The organism is Prevotella sp. khp7 (assembly GCF_900109055.1).
Classification (GTDB): Bacteria; Bacteroidota; Bacteroidia; order Bacteroidales; family Bacteroidaceae; genus Prevotella.
Window position 1 is genome coordinate 626,153 of sequence record NZ_FOIV01000003.1, and the last position, 17,550, is coordinate 643,702.

13 protein-coding genes and 1 tRNA gene are annotated in these 17,550 nt (G+C 48.9%); 6 read left to right on the plus strand and 8 right to left on the minus strand.

Annotation, left to right across the window (positions count from 1 at the left end; genetic code table 11):
• Nucleotides 1-36: 36 nt before the first annotated feature.
• The 4 genes from ilvD to BMX82_RS09645 are packed head-to-tail and all read left to right on the plus strand — an operon-like array spanning nucleotide 37 to nucleotide 4,837.
• The gene (ilvD, locus tag BMX82_RS09630) at nucleotides 37-1,839 is read left to right on the plus strand and encodes a dihydroxy-acid dehydratase (protein WP_091768338.1); all 1,803 of its coding nucleotides are present in this window, start codon (nucleotides 37-39) and stop codon (nucleotides 1,837-1,839) included.
• 5 nt (nucleotides 1,840-1,844) lie between these two features.
• A complete protein-coding gene (ilvB, locus tag BMX82_RS09635; RefSeq protein ID WP_091768341.1) occupies nucleotides 1,845-3,560 on the plus strand; it encodes a biosynthetic-type acetolactate synthase large subunit in 1,716 nt (571 codons plus the stop codon).
• A gap of 1 nt (nucleotide 3,561) precedes the next feature.
• Nucleotides 3,562-4,104 (plus strand): acetolactate synthase small subunit, encoded by a 543-nt coding sequence (ilvN, locus tag BMX82_RS09640; RefSeq protein ID WP_036911244.1) that lies wholly within the window; start codon nucleotides 3,562-3,564, stop codon nucleotides 4,102-4,104.
• Nucleotides 4,097-4,837 (plus strand): acyl-[acyl-carrier-protein] thioesterase, encoded by a 741-nt coding sequence (locus BMX82_RS09645; protein ID WP_036911131.1) that lies wholly within the window; start codon nucleotides 4,097-4,099, stop codon nucleotides 4,835-4,837. Before ilvN ends, BMX82_RS09645 begins: the two co-directional genes overlap by 8 nt.
• A 476-nt stretch (nucleotides 4,838-5,313) precedes the next feature.
• Here BMX82_RS09645 and BMX82_RS09650 read toward each other — a convergent pair.
• The 7 genes from BMX82_RS09650 to BMX82_RS09680 all read right to left on the minus strand — a co-directional run bounded on the left by BMX82_RS09650 (nucleotide 5,314) and on the right by BMX82_RS09680 (nucleotide 12,415).
• Nucleotides 5,314-5,390: transfer RNA gene (locus BMX82_RS09650), tRNA-Arg, on the minus strand.
• A gap of 91 nt (nucleotides 5,391-5,481) precedes the next feature.
• A complete protein-coding gene (locus BMX82_RS09655) occupies nucleotides 5,482-6,294 on the minus strand; it encodes a hypothetical protein (RefSeq protein ID WP_036911128.1) in 813 nt (270 codons plus the stop codon).
• Complete coding sequence (locus BMX82_RS09660; protein WP_036911125.1) at nucleotides 6,218-8,248, minus strand: YgiQ family radical SAM protein; 2,031 nt, start codon at nucleotides 8,246-8,248, stop codon at nucleotides 6,218-6,220. Before BMX82_RS09660 ends, BMX82_RS09655 begins: the two co-directional genes overlap by 77 nt.
• 38 nt (nucleotides 8,249-8,286) lie before the next feature.
• Entirely contained in the window at nucleotides 8,287-8,634 is a 348-nt protein-coding gene (locus tag BMX82_RS09665) for a hypothetical protein (RefSeq protein WP_177172081.1), read from the minus strand.
• Between the two features lie 11 nt (nucleotides 8,635-8,645).
• Complete coding sequence (locus tag BMX82_RS09670) at nucleotides 8,646-11,582, minus strand: golvesin C-terminal-like domain-containing protein (protein WP_091768345.1); 2,937 nt, start codon at nucleotides 11,580-11,582, stop codon at nucleotides 8,646-8,648.
• A 2-nt stretch (nucleotides 11,583-11,584) separates the two neighbouring features.
• The gene (locus tag BMX82_RS09675) at nucleotides 11,585-12,139 is read right to left on the minus strand and encodes a 1-acyl-sn-glycerol-3-phosphate acyltransferase (protein WP_091768348.1); all 555 of its coding nucleotides are present in this window, start codon (nucleotides 12,137-12,139) and stop codon (nucleotides 11,585-11,587) included.
• Nucleotides 12,140-12,145: 6 nt separating this feature from the next.
• Nucleotides 12,146-12,415 (minus strand): hypothetical protein, encoded by a 270-nt coding sequence (locus BMX82_RS09680; RefSeq protein WP_036911120.1) that lies wholly within the window; start codon nucleotides 12,413-12,415, stop codon nucleotides 12,146-12,148.
• Nucleotides 12,416-12,616: 201 nt separating this feature from the next.
• Here BMX82_RS09680 and BMX82_RS09685 point away from each other — a divergent pair, with 201 nt between their 5' ends.
• Together BMX82_RS09685 and BMX82_RS09690 are read left to right on the plus strand one after the other, a co-directional pair.
• On the plus strand, nucleotides 12,617-14,254 hold the full coding sequence (locus BMX82_RS09685; RefSeq protein ID WP_036911117.1) for a diphosphate--fructose-6-phosphate 1-phosphotransferase: 1,638 nt from the start codon (nucleotides 12,617-12,619) through the stop codon (nucleotides 14,252-14,254).
• Nucleotides 14,255-14,344: 90 nt separating this feature from the next.
• Entirely contained in the window at nucleotides 14,345-15,241 is an 897-nt protein-coding gene (locus BMX82_RS09690; RefSeq protein WP_036911114.1) for a glycoside hydrolase family 25 protein, read from the plus strand.
• A gap of 60 nt (nucleotides 15,242-15,301) precedes the next feature.
• On the opposite strand, the gene BMX82_RS09695 is transcribed toward BMX82_RS09690, so the two are convergent.
• Complete coding sequence (locus tag BMX82_RS09695; protein WP_051949720.1) at nucleotides 15,302-17,398, minus strand: alpha-amylase domain-containing protein; 2,097 nt, start codon at nucleotides 17,396-17,398, stop codon at nucleotides 15,302-15,304.
• Nucleotides 17,399-17,550 lie beyond the last annotated feature (152 nt).

Below are 17,550 nucleotides of genomic sequence, written 5' to 3' on the forward strand. Positions count from 1 at the left end.
CACCTAAATTTTCGGAAACAAATACTTATTTTATATATGAAGCATCAGTTAAGAAGTGCGGTATGCACAGAAGGCAGAAGAATGGCAGGAGCCCGCGCTCTCTGGGTGGCTACGGGCATGAAGCATGAGCAGTTTGGCAAACCTATCATTGCCATCGTGAACTCGTTTACCCAGTTCGTGCCCGGTCATACACATCTTCACGAGATCGGTCAGATTGTACGCGAGGAAATCGAAAAGATGGGCTGCTATGCTGCCGAATTCAATACGATTGCTATCGACGATGGTATTGCTATGGGGCATGATGGTATGTTATACTCGTTACCCAGCCGTGATATTATAGCCGACTCTGTCGAATATATGGTCAATGCTCACAAGGCCGACGCCATGATCTGCATTTCTAACTGCGACAAAGTGACACCTGGTATGCTGATGGCTTCTATGCGTTTGAACATCCCTACAGTCTTCTGTAGTGGCGGCCCCATGGAGGCAGGTAAGTGGCGCGGCGAGAATGCCGACCTGATTACGGCCATGGTTAAAGGTGCCGATCCTAGTGTGACCGACGAGGAGATTAAAGAGATTGAACAGTGTGCATGTCCTGGCTGTGGTAGTTGCTCGGGTATGTTTACAGCCAACTCGATGAACTCGCTTACTGAGGCTATAGGTTTGTCGCTGCCTGGTAATGGTACCATCTTAGCTACCCATACTAACCGTATCGAACTGTTTAAGGCTGCTGCCCGTCAAGTGGTGAAAAACGCCTTTGCTTACTACGAGGATGGCGACGAAAGCGTATTGCCGCGAAACATTGCTACCCGCAAGGCCTTTATGAATGCGATGGCACTGGATATTGCTATGGGTGGAAGTACCAACACAGTACTGCACTTGCTGGCTGTAGCTCAAGAGGCAGGTGCAGACTTTACCATGAAGGATATTGATGCCTTGAGTCGTAAGGTGCCCTGTCTGTGTAAACTGGCTCCTAACACTCAGAAATACAGTGTTCAGGAGTGTGGCCGCGCTGGTGGCATTCTTGGTATTCTGAACGAACTGAATAAGGGTGGCTTGATTGATGGCAGTGCTCCTCGTGTTGACGGACTGACACTCAACGAGGCCATGCAGAAATATAGTATAGTAGATGGTGCTGTAGATGCCGAAGCTAATCGCATCTATCAAACGGCACCAGGTAACCGCTTCTCAACCAAAATGGGATCGCAGAGCGAGGAGTGGGGAACACTTGATACCAATCGTGAAAATGGTTGTATTCGCGACCTTGAACATGCGTACACCAAGGATGGCGGATTGGCTGTGCTGTTTGGTAACATTGCGCAGGACGGTTGTGTGGTTAAGACGGCAGGTGTCGATGAGGCTTTATGGCATTTTGAGGGGCCTGCTGTTGTATTCGATTCACAGGAAGATGCATGCGAGGGCATTCTGGGTGGTAAGGTAAAAAGTGGCGACTGCGTGGTGATTACCCACGAAGGTCCTAAGGGCGGTCCTGGTATGCAGGAGATGCTCTATCCTACCAGCTATATCAAGAGTATGCACCTGGGTAAGGAATGTGCGCTGATTACCGACGGACGTTTTTCGGGTGGTACCTCAGGTTTGAGTATCGGTCATATCTCGCCCGAGGCTGCCAATGGCGGTAATATCGGCAAGGTAAAGGATGGCGACATCATTGTGATTGATATCCCTTCGCGCTCTATTAGTGTGAAACTGTCAGATGAAGAACTTTCAGCTCGTCCACAGCAGCCGCTGAAACGCAATCGCATCGTTTCGAAGGCACTTCGTGCTTATGCTCAAAGTGTTAGCAGCGCAGATAAGGGCGGTGTTAGAATAATAGATTAAAGAATATGGATAAACAAAAGATAACAGGCTCAGAGGCACTCATGCTGGCACTCAAGGCTGAAGGGGTGAAGACCATCTTCGGTTATCCCGGAGGCTCTATCATGCCGGTCTACGATGCCCTCTACGACTACACGCGAGGCAATAAAAAGGCTTTTGACCATATCCTCGTACGTCATGAACAGGCTGCTACTCATGCAGCAGAGGGCTTTGCCCGTGTTTCTGGCGAGGTGGGTGTGGCCTTGGTGACAAGTGGTCCGGGTGCAACTAACACTTTGACGGGTGTGGCTGATGCTATGCTTGACTCTACACCTATCGTCGTCATCGCAGGTCAGGTGCCCATTGGCGCTCTTGGAACAGATGCTTTTCAGGAGGTCGACCTCGTAGGTGTGGCCCAGCCTATTTCGAAGTGGAGTTATCAGATTCGTCATGCCGAGGATATCGCGTGGGCTGTAAGCCGTGCTTTCTATATTGCACGCAGTGGACGTCCTGGACCTGTAGTGCTCGACTTCCCAAAGAATGCACAGACAGAGATGGTGGAGTTTGAACCTGAACACGTGAATTTCATCCGTTCATACGTGGCTTATCCTAAGCTTGATATGAAGGCTGTGCGTGAGGCTGCCGATCTTATCAATAAAGCCAAGAAGCCATTGGCACTTGTTGGTCAGGGGGTTGAGCTTGGAAATGCTCAGAATGAATTGATTCATTTCCTGGAAAAAGCTGATATCCCTGCAGGTCGTACCATGTTGGGTTTGTCGGCTCTGCCAAGTACTCATCCGCTGAATGTCGGTATGCTGGGTATGCATGGTAACTATGCGCCAAACTTAAAAGAACAGGAGTGTGATGTGCTTATCGCCATTGGTATGCGTTTCAGCGATCGTGTAACTGGCAATCTCAAGACCTATGCTAAGCAGGCAAAGATTATTCACCTCGATATTGACCATAGCGAGATTGATAAGTGTGTGAAGACTGATGTGGCTATAATCGCAGATTGTAAGGAATCACTTCCTGCACTTACGGAACTTATAGACCGGAACGATCATACAGGTTGGCGTGAGTCATTCATTCCCCTTCAGAAGAAAGAATACGAAAAGGTTATTGAGCCAGCCATCCATCCAAAAGAAGGACCTCTGCTGATGGGTGAGGTTGTCAACGCTGTAGCTGAGGCAACTCAGGGCGATGCTGTATTGGTAACTGATGTTGGTCAGAACCAGCTGTTTGCTACCCGATATTTTAAATATCCCAAGAAACGTAGCATCTGTACCAGCGGTGGTCTGGGAACGATGGGCTATGGTATGCCGGCAGCCATCGGCGCTACCTTTGGCGCACCTGGTCGTACGGTGGTCAGTTTCTCGGGTGACGGAGGCTTCCAAATGTGTATTGAGGAGTTAGGTACCATTATGGAGCAGCAGTGTCCTGTCAAGATGGTGATGATGAACAACCATTATCTGGGCAATGTGCGCCAGTGGCAGGATATGTTTTGGAAGCGCCGTAAGTCGTTTACCAAAATGCTTAACCCTAACTACGAACTAATCGCTCGTGGCTATGGCATTCCTTATGAGGCTGTCGTCGATCGTAAAGATCTTTCAGCTGCTATTGAGAGAATGCTCAAGACTGAAGGACCATACCTTCTGGAGTGTGCTATCCTTGAGGACGACGATGTATTGCCAATGACTCCTCCAGGTATGAATATCGACGATATGATGCTTGAAATTAATGTGTAAGATCATGGAAGAGAAGAAACTATATACCCTGTTAGTATATTCTGAGAATATTGCTGGTATTCTGAACCAGGTAACGGCAGTGTTTACTCGTCGTCAGGTAAATATTGAGAGTCTGAATGTATCAGCCTCCAGTATCCCTGGTGTCCATAAATACACGATTACTGCATGGAGCGATGAAGACCAGATACAGAAAATCGTACGCCAGATAGAAAAGAAGATTGATGTGGTGAAGGCCAACTATTTCACTGATGAACAGCTTTTCATCCGTGAGTCGGGCCTCTATAAACTCTCTACGCCTATGGTGATGGAGAACCCGGAAATCTCGCGCACCATCCGTCGTTTCCAGGCCAATATCATTGAGGTAAACCCCACATACGTCATTGTTCAGATGCATGGTGTTACAGAGGATATTATCTCATTATACCGCGCCCTCGACACCTTTGGATGCGTGCTTCAGTATACCCGTTCCGGTCGTATTGCCGTTACTCGTGGTATGCAAGAGCAGGTTAGTGAGTTCTTAGAAGAAAGGGAAGGCAATGGATAAAGTCGGAAGATACGAGTTCATGGCTGAGCCGTTTCACTGCGACTTCTCGCAGCGGCTCTTTATGGGCCATCTGGGAAATCACATGCTTAATGCCGCCGATTTCCATTCTTCAGCTCGTGGTTTTGGCATGAATTATCTGATGACTATTCAGCGCTCATGGGTGCTTTCGCGTTTGGCTATAGAGATGGATGAGATGCCATGGATGTACACAAAATTCAATGTTGAGACGTGGGTTGAGAATGCCATGCGTTTCTTTACCTCACGTAATTTCCGTGTGATTGGTGACGATGGTAAGGTGTACGGCTATGGACGTTCTATCTGGGCCATGATTGATACAGAGAGTCGTCAGCCTACCGATATTTTCACCATCGATAATGGTGCTATCAACAATTGGATCGAGAGCGAGAAAGAATGCCCTATAGATAAAGGCGGGCGCGTCAAGATGACCGATGATGCTGCTTTTGTCCGTACCATTGAGACCCAGTATAATGATGTCGATATCAATGGACATATCAACTCGGTTAAGTATATTGAGCATGTTCTCGACCTTTGGAATCTCGAATGGTACCGTGAACATCAGATCAAACGTTTCGAAATTGCTTATGTGGCTGAGGCTCATCAGGGCGATCATCTTAGTTTCTATCGTGAGCAGACTGGCGAACTTGAATATTGCGTTCGCATCTGTAAGGATGATGGCACAGAGTGTTGCCGCAGCAAAGTGATATTCAAATAGAAAAGGCCCGGTGTCATTACGATGCCGGGCCTTCCTCGGTTGACTAGGCCGAAGGTTAGCCAACAGAACATATCCCCCCTGATAAGAGCTACCCCCCTCTATACATGCCCTCCCCTCTATAAGAGGGAGGGCTATAGTATGAGGGGTGCTCTATGGGGAGAACTTTTTTCCCCGCTAACGCGCCATAACCCGCCAATTGTTTTCGGGATAGTCGTACCTTTACCATCGCAATAAGGCTAGCGAGCCTGAAAGGAATGCCCCCCATGGTTGACGGAGACAGTCTCCACGAGTCACGCAGATAGGATCCACGGGTGACGGAGATAATCTCCATAGGGGTATAGGTGACGTCTCCATGGGGCGTGGAGACTATCTGAACGACCTACAGACGATATCCCGACGACTCATAGATGACATTCCTTTGGTTAGAGCAGGGTATAAAAAATCCCCGCTCGTATCATTAAGCGGGGAAATCGTGATGGTGATCCCGTTGGGACTCGAACCCAAGACCTACTGCTTAGAAGGCAGTTGCTCTATCCAGCTGAGCTACGGAACCGACCTTAAAAAGGTGATTTCTGCTGAAATCGGCTGCAAAGGTACATATATTTTTGCAAACTTCCAAATTTTCGGGCTTTTATTGCATTTTTTCAGACTGTAAATCTTATATATGAGCGATCATCGAAAGAATTGTTGCCTTCAATGAATGCCTTTGTAGCCTTAAACTCTCCAATATTCAGCGGGTCATTTTTTCTTTGTTTGTCAAGCATCGACTCAGTCTCCTCTAAGGTCTTGCCAAGCTTTGGATAACCATCACTGGCTAGCACAATCTCCCATGGTTGGAAATCGAGCAGGATGATGGACACCTTTGTTTCTGGGATAGGGAACCCATCGATAACGGCATATGTTTTGTTCTGATTCTTCATCACCTCGAGCATGGTGGGTATAATCACTTCGCGGGCAGGGTCGAGGGACTTTCTCAACTCATCCTGTGTCATGCCCTGCATCAGCAGTTCCCTAACCTTCCTGGCTCTTATCTCGGCTAGATTCTGCTCGTAAGGCTTGGGATTGTCGTGATATATTCCGTTTATAAGACAGTGGCAATCGCCAACCAGCCAGATTTCTCTTCTCATACGGCTGAAGATGATGGCCGAAGCACAGAGCCGTTCTTCGGGATGTTGCTGCATGCGCTCAACGGGGAAACGGAGCCAGTAATGGCGGCGCAACGCACGGGTAACACCTACACAGAACTGATGGCTGCTGGTGTTGGCTGGCATTTTGCGGATATAACGACTGATGAGCAGCATGGCATAACGGCCATTGGTCATAAGAGGGCAATGGCGACGCTTGGTTTTTGAGGTGCTGCCGTCGATAACGGCGATAAAATCAGAAGTTACGACGATTCCGTCCTCGCTTTTCTTGTTGGGGCTTTTCGCTATGATGCTTTGCTCGAGAATTTTCATTTTTAAAATTTGGGTTATAAGATTTAGGCTTGCCGTAAGCTGATGGCTTACTGCTGCCATACCCTGATGGTTTGCCGCTGCCAGGGGCCTTGGGGCCTCCGCCTGCAGGGCGATAACCGCTTTGTGGGGGCATGCCGCTATACAGTTTGGCAATCAAGTCGGGGCGACCGATGCGGCGCAACGACTGCTCGATGCCACGGCGCTCTTCGGGTTTGTACCAGAAGAAGAACTGGCGTTGGGCCAACTTCTCCTTTGGCGTTTTGGCGCTGAACACTGGCTGCAGCGTATAAGGATCGTAGCCTGTGTACCACGTTTCGGTGGCGTTGGTGAGTGGCGTGGGAGTAAAATCCTGTACCTGCTCGAGATGGAAATCGAGGTTCTTGGTAATCACTGCCAGTTCGGCCATATCCTCTTCCTGACAGCCTGGGTGGCTGGAGATGAAGTAGGGAATGATTTGCTGGCGAAGACCCTCCTCGCGATTAATCTTATCGAAGATTCGCTTGAACTCGTAGAATTGTTGGAACGAGGGCTTGCGCATGAGGTAGAGTACACGATCGCTGGTGTGCTCGGGAGCTACCTTGAGTCGACCCGAAACATGACGGGTAATCAGCTCACGGGTGTACTCCATAGCAGCCTTATTGCTGGCCTCGTCCTTGCTACGATGTAATAGTAAATCATAACGAACACCGCTACCGATATAGCTGTGTTTGATGCCTGGAAGGGCATCGACAGAGCGGTAGATATCAATCAGCTTAGAGTGATCGGTATTGAGGTTAGGACATATCTGTGGATGGATACATGATGGGCGACGGCACTTTTCGCAGGCGTTCTTATTGCGTCCACTCATGCCGTACATGTTGGCCGACGGGCCACCTAGGTCGCTGAGGTTACCCTTAAAGTCGGGCATCTCGATGACTTGTTTTACCTCGCGCAGGATACTCTCTTTCGATCGGCAGGTGATGAATTTGCCCTGGTGGGCCGAAATAGTACAGAATGCACAGCCGCCAAAACAGCCGCGATGGATGTTTACCGAGAACTTAATCATCTCGTAAGCAGGAATGCGCTTGCCCTTATATTTGGGGTGTGGCTGGCGCGTGTAAGGCAGATCGAACGAGGCATCGAGCTCTTCGGTAGTCATTGGCGGGAAGGGAGGATTGATAACCACGTAACGCCCGTCGACACCCTGCAGCAAGCGCTGGGCGTGCATCATGTTCGACTGCTCTTCGACGTTCTTGAAGTTCTCGGCCTGGGCCTTCTTGTTTTTCAGGCATTCCTCGTGTGAGTGCAGCACGATGTCGCGGTCGGTAATGCCACCGATGATATCCTCCTTACGCGAGAGATATACGGTTTGCGGTAGGTCGCGAATGTCGCGTATCTGTTCGCCGGCAGCGAGTCGGCGTGCCAGTTCGATCGTAACTTTTTCGCCCATGCCGTAGGTAATCATATCGGCAGGCGAGTAGCAAAGCAGGCACTTCTTGAGGCTGTCGCTCCAGTAGTCGTAATGACTCACGCGGCGCAGCGAGGCTTCGATACCACCCAGTACTACGGGTACATCGGGATAAAGCTCCTTCAGGATTTTGGCATATACGATGGTGGGGTACTCAGGGCGCATGTCATGGCGGCCATCGGGGCTGTAAGCATCCTCTGAGCGCAAACGGCGAGCGGCGGTGTACTTGTTTACCATCGAGTCCATGCAGCCTGGGGCCACACCGAAAAACAGGCGTGGGCGGCCTAACTTCTTAAAATCGCGATAATCGCCATGCCAGTCGGGCTGTGGCACGATGGCCACACGGAAACCCGCGGCCTCGAGTGTGCGACCAATCACGGCGGCACCAAACGAAGGGTGATCTACATAAGCATCAGCCGAGAACAGGATTACGTCAACGTAATCCCATCCTCTTAGTTCCAACTCCTTCTTGGTAGTTGGCAGAAAGTCTGTCAGTCTATACTCCAATTTTCTTTTTTAGCTTTTTATTTTTACCATTTAACCCATTAATTAAACGGCAGTCCCTGGAAAATCTTAACGGTCATCCCCAGATTGTGGTTGGCCTGGGTTTTCCAGTTAATGTAGAGCATTACCAGCTGCTGTAGGCCGAAAGCCTTCATGTTAGCGTGGTAGATAACGTCGAGACACAGGTCAAGCAGATCTTTATCCTTGCCTGCATCGCCTGAAAGCAGTGAACGGATGTTCAACTTCAGTTTGTCGAGAACCTGCTCGTCTACATAGCCGTTACTGTCGATAAGGTCACGGAAAAGTTGATACTTTTCGATTGTCTGTAGGTGCTGGTCAGTAATGTCCATGCTCCTTGTTCCTGATGAATTGGTTTGAATCTTCATAATTGTATAATATTTTAATTGGTTTGTAATAAGAATCTCAATATACCCCTCATCAGTGAGCAACGTTTCTGCTCGTCCTTGATGCATTCGAAGGGGAATCCCATAGTCATGGCTTTATAGTCCTTGCCGTCGTAGGCCACGCTGGCACTGTAGCCATCGGCATAGACCATGGCGGGGTAGGCGGGAGCTACGGGTTGCAGCACTTCGGGGTGGGTAGCGGCGTAATGGGTCTCGTTCAAATGTCTATAGAATTCGAAAGTCTTACCCAATCCTTCAATGGTGTCGCGCCGTAGACTGTCGGTGTTCACACCCTCGTAGCTGATTTTTAGTATATCTTCCAAATAGCGTCTCTCAGCGGGCATGTTCATGTCTGAGCCGATGTACGAACCGCTCACTAACAATGCGCCTCCTCGTGAGGTGAATAATTTCAGGTGCTGTCGCATCATGGGCGAGAATGCCTGATATTGGCGGAGTGCCCATCCGTCATTTTTCTCCAATCCCAATATCAGGTCCATCATCTGATATTGTGTGGGGTGGATATCGTTAGTTTCCAAAGCCTCGCTCGAACAACTTGCAATGTTATAGCGTTTTGCCGTTGCGATGGCCTCTGCGTGTGTACGCACATAATTGAAGTCGTTTCCCGCAATGAACTGCCCCATCAGCGAGTCGTTGGTAAATCCCAATCCACTGCGTGTTTCCTTGCCCATCTGTGTCTTGTCGAAGCTAATCTGATAGCCCAACCATCCTGCCGTACGTCCATATGTGACACCTGCATCCATTTCCAGGTCGAAGCCTTGTTCTGCACTATTGTTCCTCACAGCGGGCGAGGCCAAACGATGGAATCCGTTTACGATGAGTATCGTTTTCTGAGCGCCAGGGCTTTCATAGGCCGATACCACCTCTGTGGGGAAACTTTCGCCGCCGTCGTTCACGGCAGTCACCTTGAATGAGTATAGTAACTCTGGCTCAATGTCTATTGTCAGACTAGTGTTCTTCCCTTTTACATATGTGCCATTGTCGAATCCGTTTTTGCCGATGGCTGTATAGACGATGTAGCCTGTAGGTTCTGCTGTAGATTCGTCGGCATCTTTAGTGCTCTTCCAACTTACCTTTACCTGTCCTGTTCCCGTCAACTCGGCCCTGATGTGTGTCGGAGCCAATGGTGACACTACATATCTCGTATGGTGCATGCGACTTACATAACGCAATATGGCCTTATAGATACTTCTCGCCATATCGAAGCGGAAGTTGGGATCCTGTCCATAACGCATATCCCAAAAGTTCTGGTGTGACATGGTCTCCAATATGGCGCTGGGTATGCCTGGACAGCGACTCTCTGAGTAGTTGCGGTCATAGAGTTCGCGTGTCGGCCAACTGCCATAGTGCTTTGCCATATCGTTTGATACTGATATCAGTAGTTCGTCTGCCAAGTCGCGTGACACCAGTCTGGAGAGTCCTGAATACAGGATGCTGTCGTTCAGGTAGGTGGTACATATAGATAGTGTACCTGTATGCGTTTGTCCATCACGCGTGTAGCCTGCATCGCTGTGAATGGCCAACGATAATTCTAAAGGGACACCCCTTCCTGTAGTATCTGGCATGTATACGGAGCCGCCGCCCAGCAGGTTGGCCATGTAGCTGCGTGCATTGATGTCGTCGCCATAATCGTCTTCACCGTTCTTTGTGGAATAGACAGAGTAGGGCATACCTGCCCATTGCGCATAGTAGCGAGAGCCTTCCAATGCTCGAGGCAGTCCGCTGGTGGTGTAACCTCTTCGTATGTTACCCATTCCTCCGCCGAAACGCACAGCGTCGGCAGTTACAACACCATGGTGATGACGGCTTTGGTTCGACAGTATTACACAGTTGCGTGCACTACTGCCCGCATCGAAATCGAATGTTCCCAAATACACCCAAGTGCGTCCGCCCATCTGCTGATTTACTCTAAATTCTGTAGATACGCCTTGGTGCCACACAGTGTAGTGTGCATCGTCTATGCTATTCTCTACCGTCTGATAGCTTACATATACAGCATAGCGTCCTGCCTCGGTGATGGCAGGTCGCCAGATAATGGTACTTTCGCTTTCTGGATTGTTGGTAACCTCGGTTTGTCTTGATGTGCCTTGCTCGAAGGGGTTTTCGTGATCAACATATACTCCAGGGTGGAAGGCAAAGCCTGCAGAGTCGGCATGATGCCAGCGGTGCTGCCCGCGTGTCTCCTGATAGCCACTCTCAGGCGTGTCGTTGTCAACGATGAACTCGTTTCGCTGCCAGTCGCGCTCCCTTGGCGTGAACACCACCGCCCCGGCCTTCTCCAACATCGGTATGAGGTAGGGCACCACGATGGTCTGGGTGAACAGGTCCTCGCGGGTTCCGAAGAGTGCGGGACGCTGCCATTTCCATACGCTGTCTCTCGTATGGAAATAGCTTCCATGACTGGCCCAGACGCATAGATGGCGATTGTTCAGTCCATTGCTGATGGTATATGGGAGTGATACGTTGCTCACCCAAGGCCTTCCTTTATAATCGATGTCGCCCCAGGTGCGTGTTTTATCCTCGGTCAGTCTTAACCTGTTGGGAACCAGCTGCTCCAGCGTCCATCCGCCCGTCTTGATACTCATCTGGTAGCCGATAATGCTGTCGGGCAGCAGTGCCCTTACAGCGTCGTATATCTCGCTCACTGTCTCCGGAGTAAACACCTGCTCACCGAAATGTGTGTCAGCGCTGATGTCTATCGTGCGTAGCGAGTCGCTGATGCTGAGTGTCGTCAACTTGCTGCGGTTGCGGAGTTTCTGTGAACTCACGCTGTAGCTGATGAAGTAGCGGTTCAGCTTATCTTTCAGTTCTTTCTGCGGATCTATAGGTTTCACCACTCTTCTTCTGGCAGCCAACACTGTGTGGGCAGTAAGCAGCAACATCAGGGTCAGAACTATGGTGAGCGTTTTTTTCATGGTTATAGTTCTCCAATCGTAAAGTTTTCGGGCTTCTTGCCTTTGAAGTCCTTGAAATAAAGTTTAATGTCACGCATATCAGTGTCCAGATCACCCATAGGGATGATAGTCTTCGTACATTTGATAAGTTTCTTCTCGTAGTCTATGCCATAGAGCAAAATAGGAAGTTGGGCCTTCATACCTATGAAATAAAAGCCTTTTTTCCACTCTTCCCGTCTGGCTCGTGTGCCTTCTGGCGTGATGCATAGACGGAATGTGTTGGCTTCCTTCGCTGCCTCTGCCATCGCATCGGTCATGCTGGTGTGTTTCTGTCGGTGAACGGGTATGCCTCCCAACCACTTGAAGACAGAGCCCAGAGGCCAGAAGAACCACTCCTTCTTCATCAGAAAATTGATCTTCATGCCTATGGCACCACTATACAACTGTCCGAGCACGAAATCCCAGTTGCTAGTGTGGGGAGCCAGACAAATAATAAACTTATCGGGGTGGTCCTGAGTTATCTCTGCAGTCCACCCCCAGCGCTTATATAGTAACCAGTTACAGAATTGTTTCCACATGTGCCGTTATGAGTTGATGATGTCAATAATTTCATTGGCCTGCTCAGTAAACTTATCGATCAGGTCGTTATAATAGTCCTTCGCTTTCATGCCGGGTTCGGGGTGTGAAATGCGTCTGCAGTAATGATCCTGGAGTTTTATGATGGTATCAAACTGGTTCTCCACGTTTTTCCTTTTCTTCTCGTCCGAATCGTACAATGAAACGGCCATACACTCTGCAAATAGATTCATGCATACCATGTTGATGTTCTTCTTCAAATGTCTTTTGTTTGCCATAAAATAATCCTCCTTTTTGGTCTATTTTGTTATATTCAGTAAGCAAAGATAGGAATATTTTCTGAGATAGCAATGCTTTCCGTCCCAAAAAATATTAAAAAGTGTATTTTACCTATCTTTTCTTTCGTATTTCTTACAAAAAATCACTAATTTTGCGGCTCAGAAACGATATTATTCATTTTATAAAGTAGTAATAAGATTATGGAAAAAAGTGCATTGCAGCTCGCCAGAGCCGCTTATCAGCCAAAGCTCCCCAAGGCGCTTCAGGGTGCTGTTAAGGTTAAGGAAGGTCAGCCCACTCAGAGTGTAGGCGACCAGGAGGAAATCAAGAAGCTCTTCCCCAACACCTACGGTATGCCTATCGTAGAGTTCGAGCCCGCTACCGAGGCTAACAACACCAAGATGAACGTAGGTATCATCCTTTCAGGCGGTCAGGCTCCTGGCGGTCACAATGTGATTACTGGTCTCTTCGATCAGATTAAGAAGCTGAACCCCGAGAACCGTCTCTTCGGTTTCATTCTGGGTCCTGGCGGTCTGGTAGATCACAACTATATGGAACTCACTGCCGACATTATCGACGAGTATCGTAACACTGGTGGTTTCGATATGATCGGTTCTGGTCGTACCAAGCTCGAGAAGGTTGATCAGTTCGAGAAGGGTCTCGAGATTATCCGCGAGCTGAACATCAAGGCTATCGTTATTATCGGTGGTGACGACTCTAACACCAACGCTTGTGTACTGGCTGAGTACTATGCTGCCAAGAACTACGGCGTACAGGTAATCGGTTGTCCTAAGACTATCGACGGTGACCTGAAGAACGATCAGATTGAGACTAGCTTCGGTTTCGACACAGCTTGTAAAACATACTCTGAGCTGATTGGTAACATTGAGCGTGACTGTAACTCTGCACGTAAGTACTGGCACTTCATTAAGGTAATGGGTCGCTCAGCATCTCACATCGCTCTGGAGTGCGCTCTGCAGACTCAGCCAAACATCTGCCTCGTTTCTGAGGAGATCGAGCAGAAGGGTATGAGCCTCGACGATATCGTTACATACATCGCTAACGCTGTTTGCCAGCGTGCTGCTGATGGTAACAACTTCGGTACCGTTATCATTCCTGAGGGTGTTATCGAGTTCATTCCTGCTATCAAGAAGCTGATTGCTCAGCTGAACGACGTACTGGCTTTGCCAGAGGCTAAGGAGCTGGATCGTCACGAGTCGATTGACTTCGTAAAGGCTCACCTGACAGACGAGAACCTCGCTGTATTCAACAGCCTGCCTACTGGTGTTGCCCGTCAGCTGGCTCTGGATCGTGACCCACACGGAAACGTACAGGTATCACTGATCGAGACCGAGAAGCTGCTCTCTACAATGGTAGCTCAGAAGCTCGAAAAGATGAAGAAGGAAGGCAAGTACACTGGTAAGTTCTCAGCTCAGCACCACTTCTTCGGTTATGAGGGACGTTGCGCTGCTCCTTCTAACTTCGATGCCGACTACTGCTACGCTCTTGGTACATCAGCTGCCCAGTTGATTGCTAACGGCAAGACTGGTTACATGGCTATCGTTAAGAACACAACAGCTCCTGCTGAGCAGTGGATTGCTGGTGGTGTGCCCATCACCATGATGATGAACATGGAGAAGCGTGCTGGTGAGATGAAGCCAGTTATCCGTAAGGCTCTCGTTGAACTCGACGGTGCTCCTTTCAAGACCTTCGCTGCACAGCGTGATCGTTGGGCTCGTGAAACCGCTTATGTATATCCTGGTCCAATCCAGTACTGGGGTCCAACAGAGGTTTGCGACCAGCCAACCCGTACACTCGCTCTTGAGCAGGGTAAGTAATTAATTTATTAGGCGCGAATTACGCGAATTATCACGAATTATTTTTTATTCGCGTGAATTCGTGTAATTCGTGCCTTTTCTTTTTCGTTGATGCCAAAGCGCCGAGTTGTTCGTAGAAAGGGAGTTGGAACTACCCGTACTTACCATGGCCCCCGAGGCCGTCGTAAGCCAAGCATCCTTGTCCGTTTGTTGCGCCGTGTCCCTTCGTGGGGATGGTGGATTGGAGCTGGCTTGGTTGTTGCGGGCTATGTGTGGTTTTTCTATTATTTTTTTGTAGGTCCCTTCGGCTTCCGATGGCGTGCTCTCTATGGCGACGTGAGCTATCCTGAAGGCTACGAGATTCACGGTATCGACATCTCCCACCATCAGGGCCGTATCGATTGGGATGATCTTAAAGATAATGGTTCCATCAACAAATGTCCCATTCGTTTTGTGATGATCAAGGCTACTGAGGGTGCCACTCAGACTGACGAGAACTTCCGAGACAATTTCTATCAGGCTCGCGAAAATGGTTTCACGCGCGGCGCGTACCATTTTTATAGCGTGCACACGCCTGCAGAACAACAGGCCTGGCATTTTATTAACACCGTGAAACTCGAAAATGGCGATCTGCCTCCTGTTCTAGACGTTGAACATAAACCAAAGAGCCAGACCGACGAACAGTTTAAGCAGTCTGTGCTCGAGTGGCTCGATATCGTGGAACGCTACTATCAGGTGAAACCTATTATCTATACCTATTTTAGATTTAAGACCCGTTATCTTAACGATACTATTTTTAATCAGTATCCCTATTGGATAGCTCATTATTACGTCGATTCGCTTGAATACCAAGGTCCATGGAAGTTCTGGCAGCACACCGATGCAGGACGGCTTCCTGGTATCAAGGGCAATGTCGACTTCAATATCTACAACGGTTCCTACTACGACTTGCGCCAGATGACCATTGGCTCTCAGGAAACTATCGGCGTTAAAGCCTATAGTGAATAAGACAAATAAAGTGGCCAAGCGATGAAAGCCTGACCACTTTTTTCTTTATTACTTAATTACTTAGAGATCACTCTCTTTAACCCATATGCTGTAGCCACGTGAAGGAGCTGAGAGCTCTACACGGCCGTCGGCCTCGACAGTGACTTTCTGTGAGGTGTTCAGGACATTGACCAAACGCTTACCAGCCCAATTGCTGAAGCCAGAGGCGTTCACCGTTACCCACATGGCCTTAGTACTGCTGTCGTGGTTGTTCAGTACGATGATAGCGCCGTCTTTGGTGCCGTTACCCTGGCGACGGGCGATATACAGATTCTGGCAGTTGCTTGATGGGTATGGATTTCCCGTTTCGCTGAGCACTGTTATAACACCACCAAGATACTTCTTACGTATTTCAATGAGCTTCTTCAACTTGTTTTTCAGTGTAGAAGGAGCGGTTGTGGTGTAGTTGGAGTGGTCGGCATCCACCTGTGTCACGCCGAAGAAGTGAGGATAGAACAGACAAGGACGTCCTTCGTGGGTGAGAATGTAGGCATAGCCCAATTGATGGTCTTTAGTAACCCATTTGTCGTGCTCCTTACCAGTATCGTGGTTGTCGAGGAAGGTCACAACCGAGGTGCCTGGGAGCGCGTTACCGCCGCTGTTGCGTACCATGCCGGCATGATTCAACCATGACATGTTGAATGAGTTTCCATTGCCATTACACATCTCTGTGAGCGTGCTCTTCAGTGGGAAGTCGAATCCGTTAACTTGAGCGCCGTAAGAGGCTACTGTGTTAACCCAATTTTTGATACGGTAGTCGGCACCCCAGTATTCGCCTACGATGAATGGCTGTGCACCGTCGACATGCGGAAGGCCGTTCACCCAGTTGGCAACGAATGACTCTTGGAAGCCGCGAACGAAGTCAAGACGGAAACCATCGAAATGAATCTTGTTCACCAGCCACTTACCCCAGTTGTTCAGACGGGTCTGTACTGTGCTGTTGTAGGTGTTATAGTCGTTACCGAAGAACTTGGTGTTCGTGATAATCTCATCTGATCCATAATCGCCAAGCCAGTCGTTAGCGTCGGACGGATGGAAATGACTGTAGTTCCATGAATAGTTAGGTTCACCACTACCAGTATGGTTCACGTAGGTGATGTTGGTATTGGTACGAGCCTGTAGGGTGGTGTTGGCCAAGTTGGTGCCGTTATACCATACAGCCACGGGATAGTAGCCAAGCATAGAGCCTGCGTCAACCCAGTTGCTGCCATCCTCACGCTTGGCAGAGAGACGAATCTCTATGTCGTGCTTAGACGATACATGAATCTTGTACTCGTCGATATCAGAATGATTTTCCATGTGTCCGCGGATGATACGGCCAGAACCCGGGAAGTTGTTGAAGCTGCCGTTGCCGTTGTTGGGCTCATACTCCCAATTGTAAGAAGACGAGATGTTGCTGTTGTCCCAGCGAATCATGAGGTCGTAGCCGCGCTGAGTAGAGGATTCATTCCAAGGCAGTCCATATCCCTTGATTTGAATGTAGTAATCGCCTGTCGCTGCATTTGGGATGACCCAGCGAATCTCATTGGCAGGGTAGGGCTTGTTCTGCTCGCCATGAGCCTCACCGAACACATAAGCCTTTACGGCAGGGTTCACTTCCTCATTCTCATCGGAAGAATAGACGTGGTTGAGTACCACATCGGAGTAGACACTGATCTTGGGCGACTGGTGCATGGTACTGATCATCGACTCCAGTTCGGCACGACTACCAAAACGCGTTTCTGTGGTACCTTTCTGATAGTAGTTACCCAGGTCGTAATGGTCGTAGATACCATAACCGTTGTCAGTGATACCCCAGTTGCCTTTAGAGGGCACTGGTGTCCAGATGGCGGTGATGCCACTTGATTTCATCTCAGAGGCCTTAGACCGAAGGGTGTTCCACCAGGAACCGTTTCTACCAGCTTCGTCTACAGGCACATTCCAGTAGAATGCCTGCATCATTACATCGTTGAGGGGTTGCAGACTGTTGGTGCCTCGTGTCGCAGCCTTTTCGGTCTGTGGTTGTGGTTGCAGGTCAAGGTCCAACGTGTCAGAACAACTTTGCGTCAGCGTCATGCTGAGCAACATGCCAGTGGCAATAAGAAGATTGCCGTTTCTCTTGCATAATAGCTTTTTCATTTTTTGTAGTTTTTAGTTAATTGAAAATCTGTAACATTTGTTTTGCGTTGGCAAATGTAGTAAAGATATGAATATGTTGTTATCTAAAAGTGTGATTTTTTGTGATTTACGATGTGCAATCGATTGAATGAAAAATCCCCTCACCACTATTC

Bases quoted from the DNA above. Each gene is read 5' to 3' on its own strand.
- BMX82_RS09645 (WP_036911131.1), top strand. From the start codon at position 4,097: ATGGATAAAGTCGGAAGATACGAGTTCATGGCTGAGCCGTTTCACTGC.
- BMX82_RS09685 (WP_036911117.1), top strand. From the start codon at position 12,617: ATGGAAAAAAGTGCATTGCAGCTCGCCAGAGCCGCTTATCAGCCAAAG.
- BMX82_RS09695 (WP_051949720.1), bottom strand. From the start codon at position 17,398: ATGAAAAAGCTATTATGCAAGAGAAACGGCAATCTTCTTATTGCCACT.
- ilvB (WP_091768341.1), top strand. From the start codon at position 1,845: ATGGATAAACAAAAGATAACAGGCTCAGAGGCACTCATGCTGGCACTC.
- BMX82_RS09655 (WP_036911128.1), bottom strand. From the start codon at position 6,294: ATGAAAATTCTCGAGCAAAGCATCATAGCGAAAAGCCCCAACAAGAAA.
- ilvD (WP_091768338.1), top strand. From the start codon at position 37: ATGAAGCATCAGTTAAGAAGTGCGGTATGCACAGAAGGCAGAAGAATG.
- BMX82_RS09690 (WP_036911114.1), top strand. From the start codon at position 14,345: ATGCCAAAGCGCCGAGTTGTTCGTAGAAAGGGAGTTGGAACTACCCGT.
- BMX82_RS09675 (WP_091768348.1), bottom strand. From the start codon at position 12,139: ATGTGGAAACAATTCTGTAACTGGTTACTATATAAGCGCTGGGGGTGG.
- BMX82_RS09680 (WP_036911120.1), bottom strand. From the start codon at position 12,415: ATGGCAAACAAAAGACATTTGAAGAAGAACATCAACATGGTATGCATG.
- BMX82_RS09670 (WP_091768345.1), bottom strand. From the start codon at position 11,582: ATGAAAAAAACGCTCACCATAGTTCTGACCCTGATGTTGCTGCTTACT.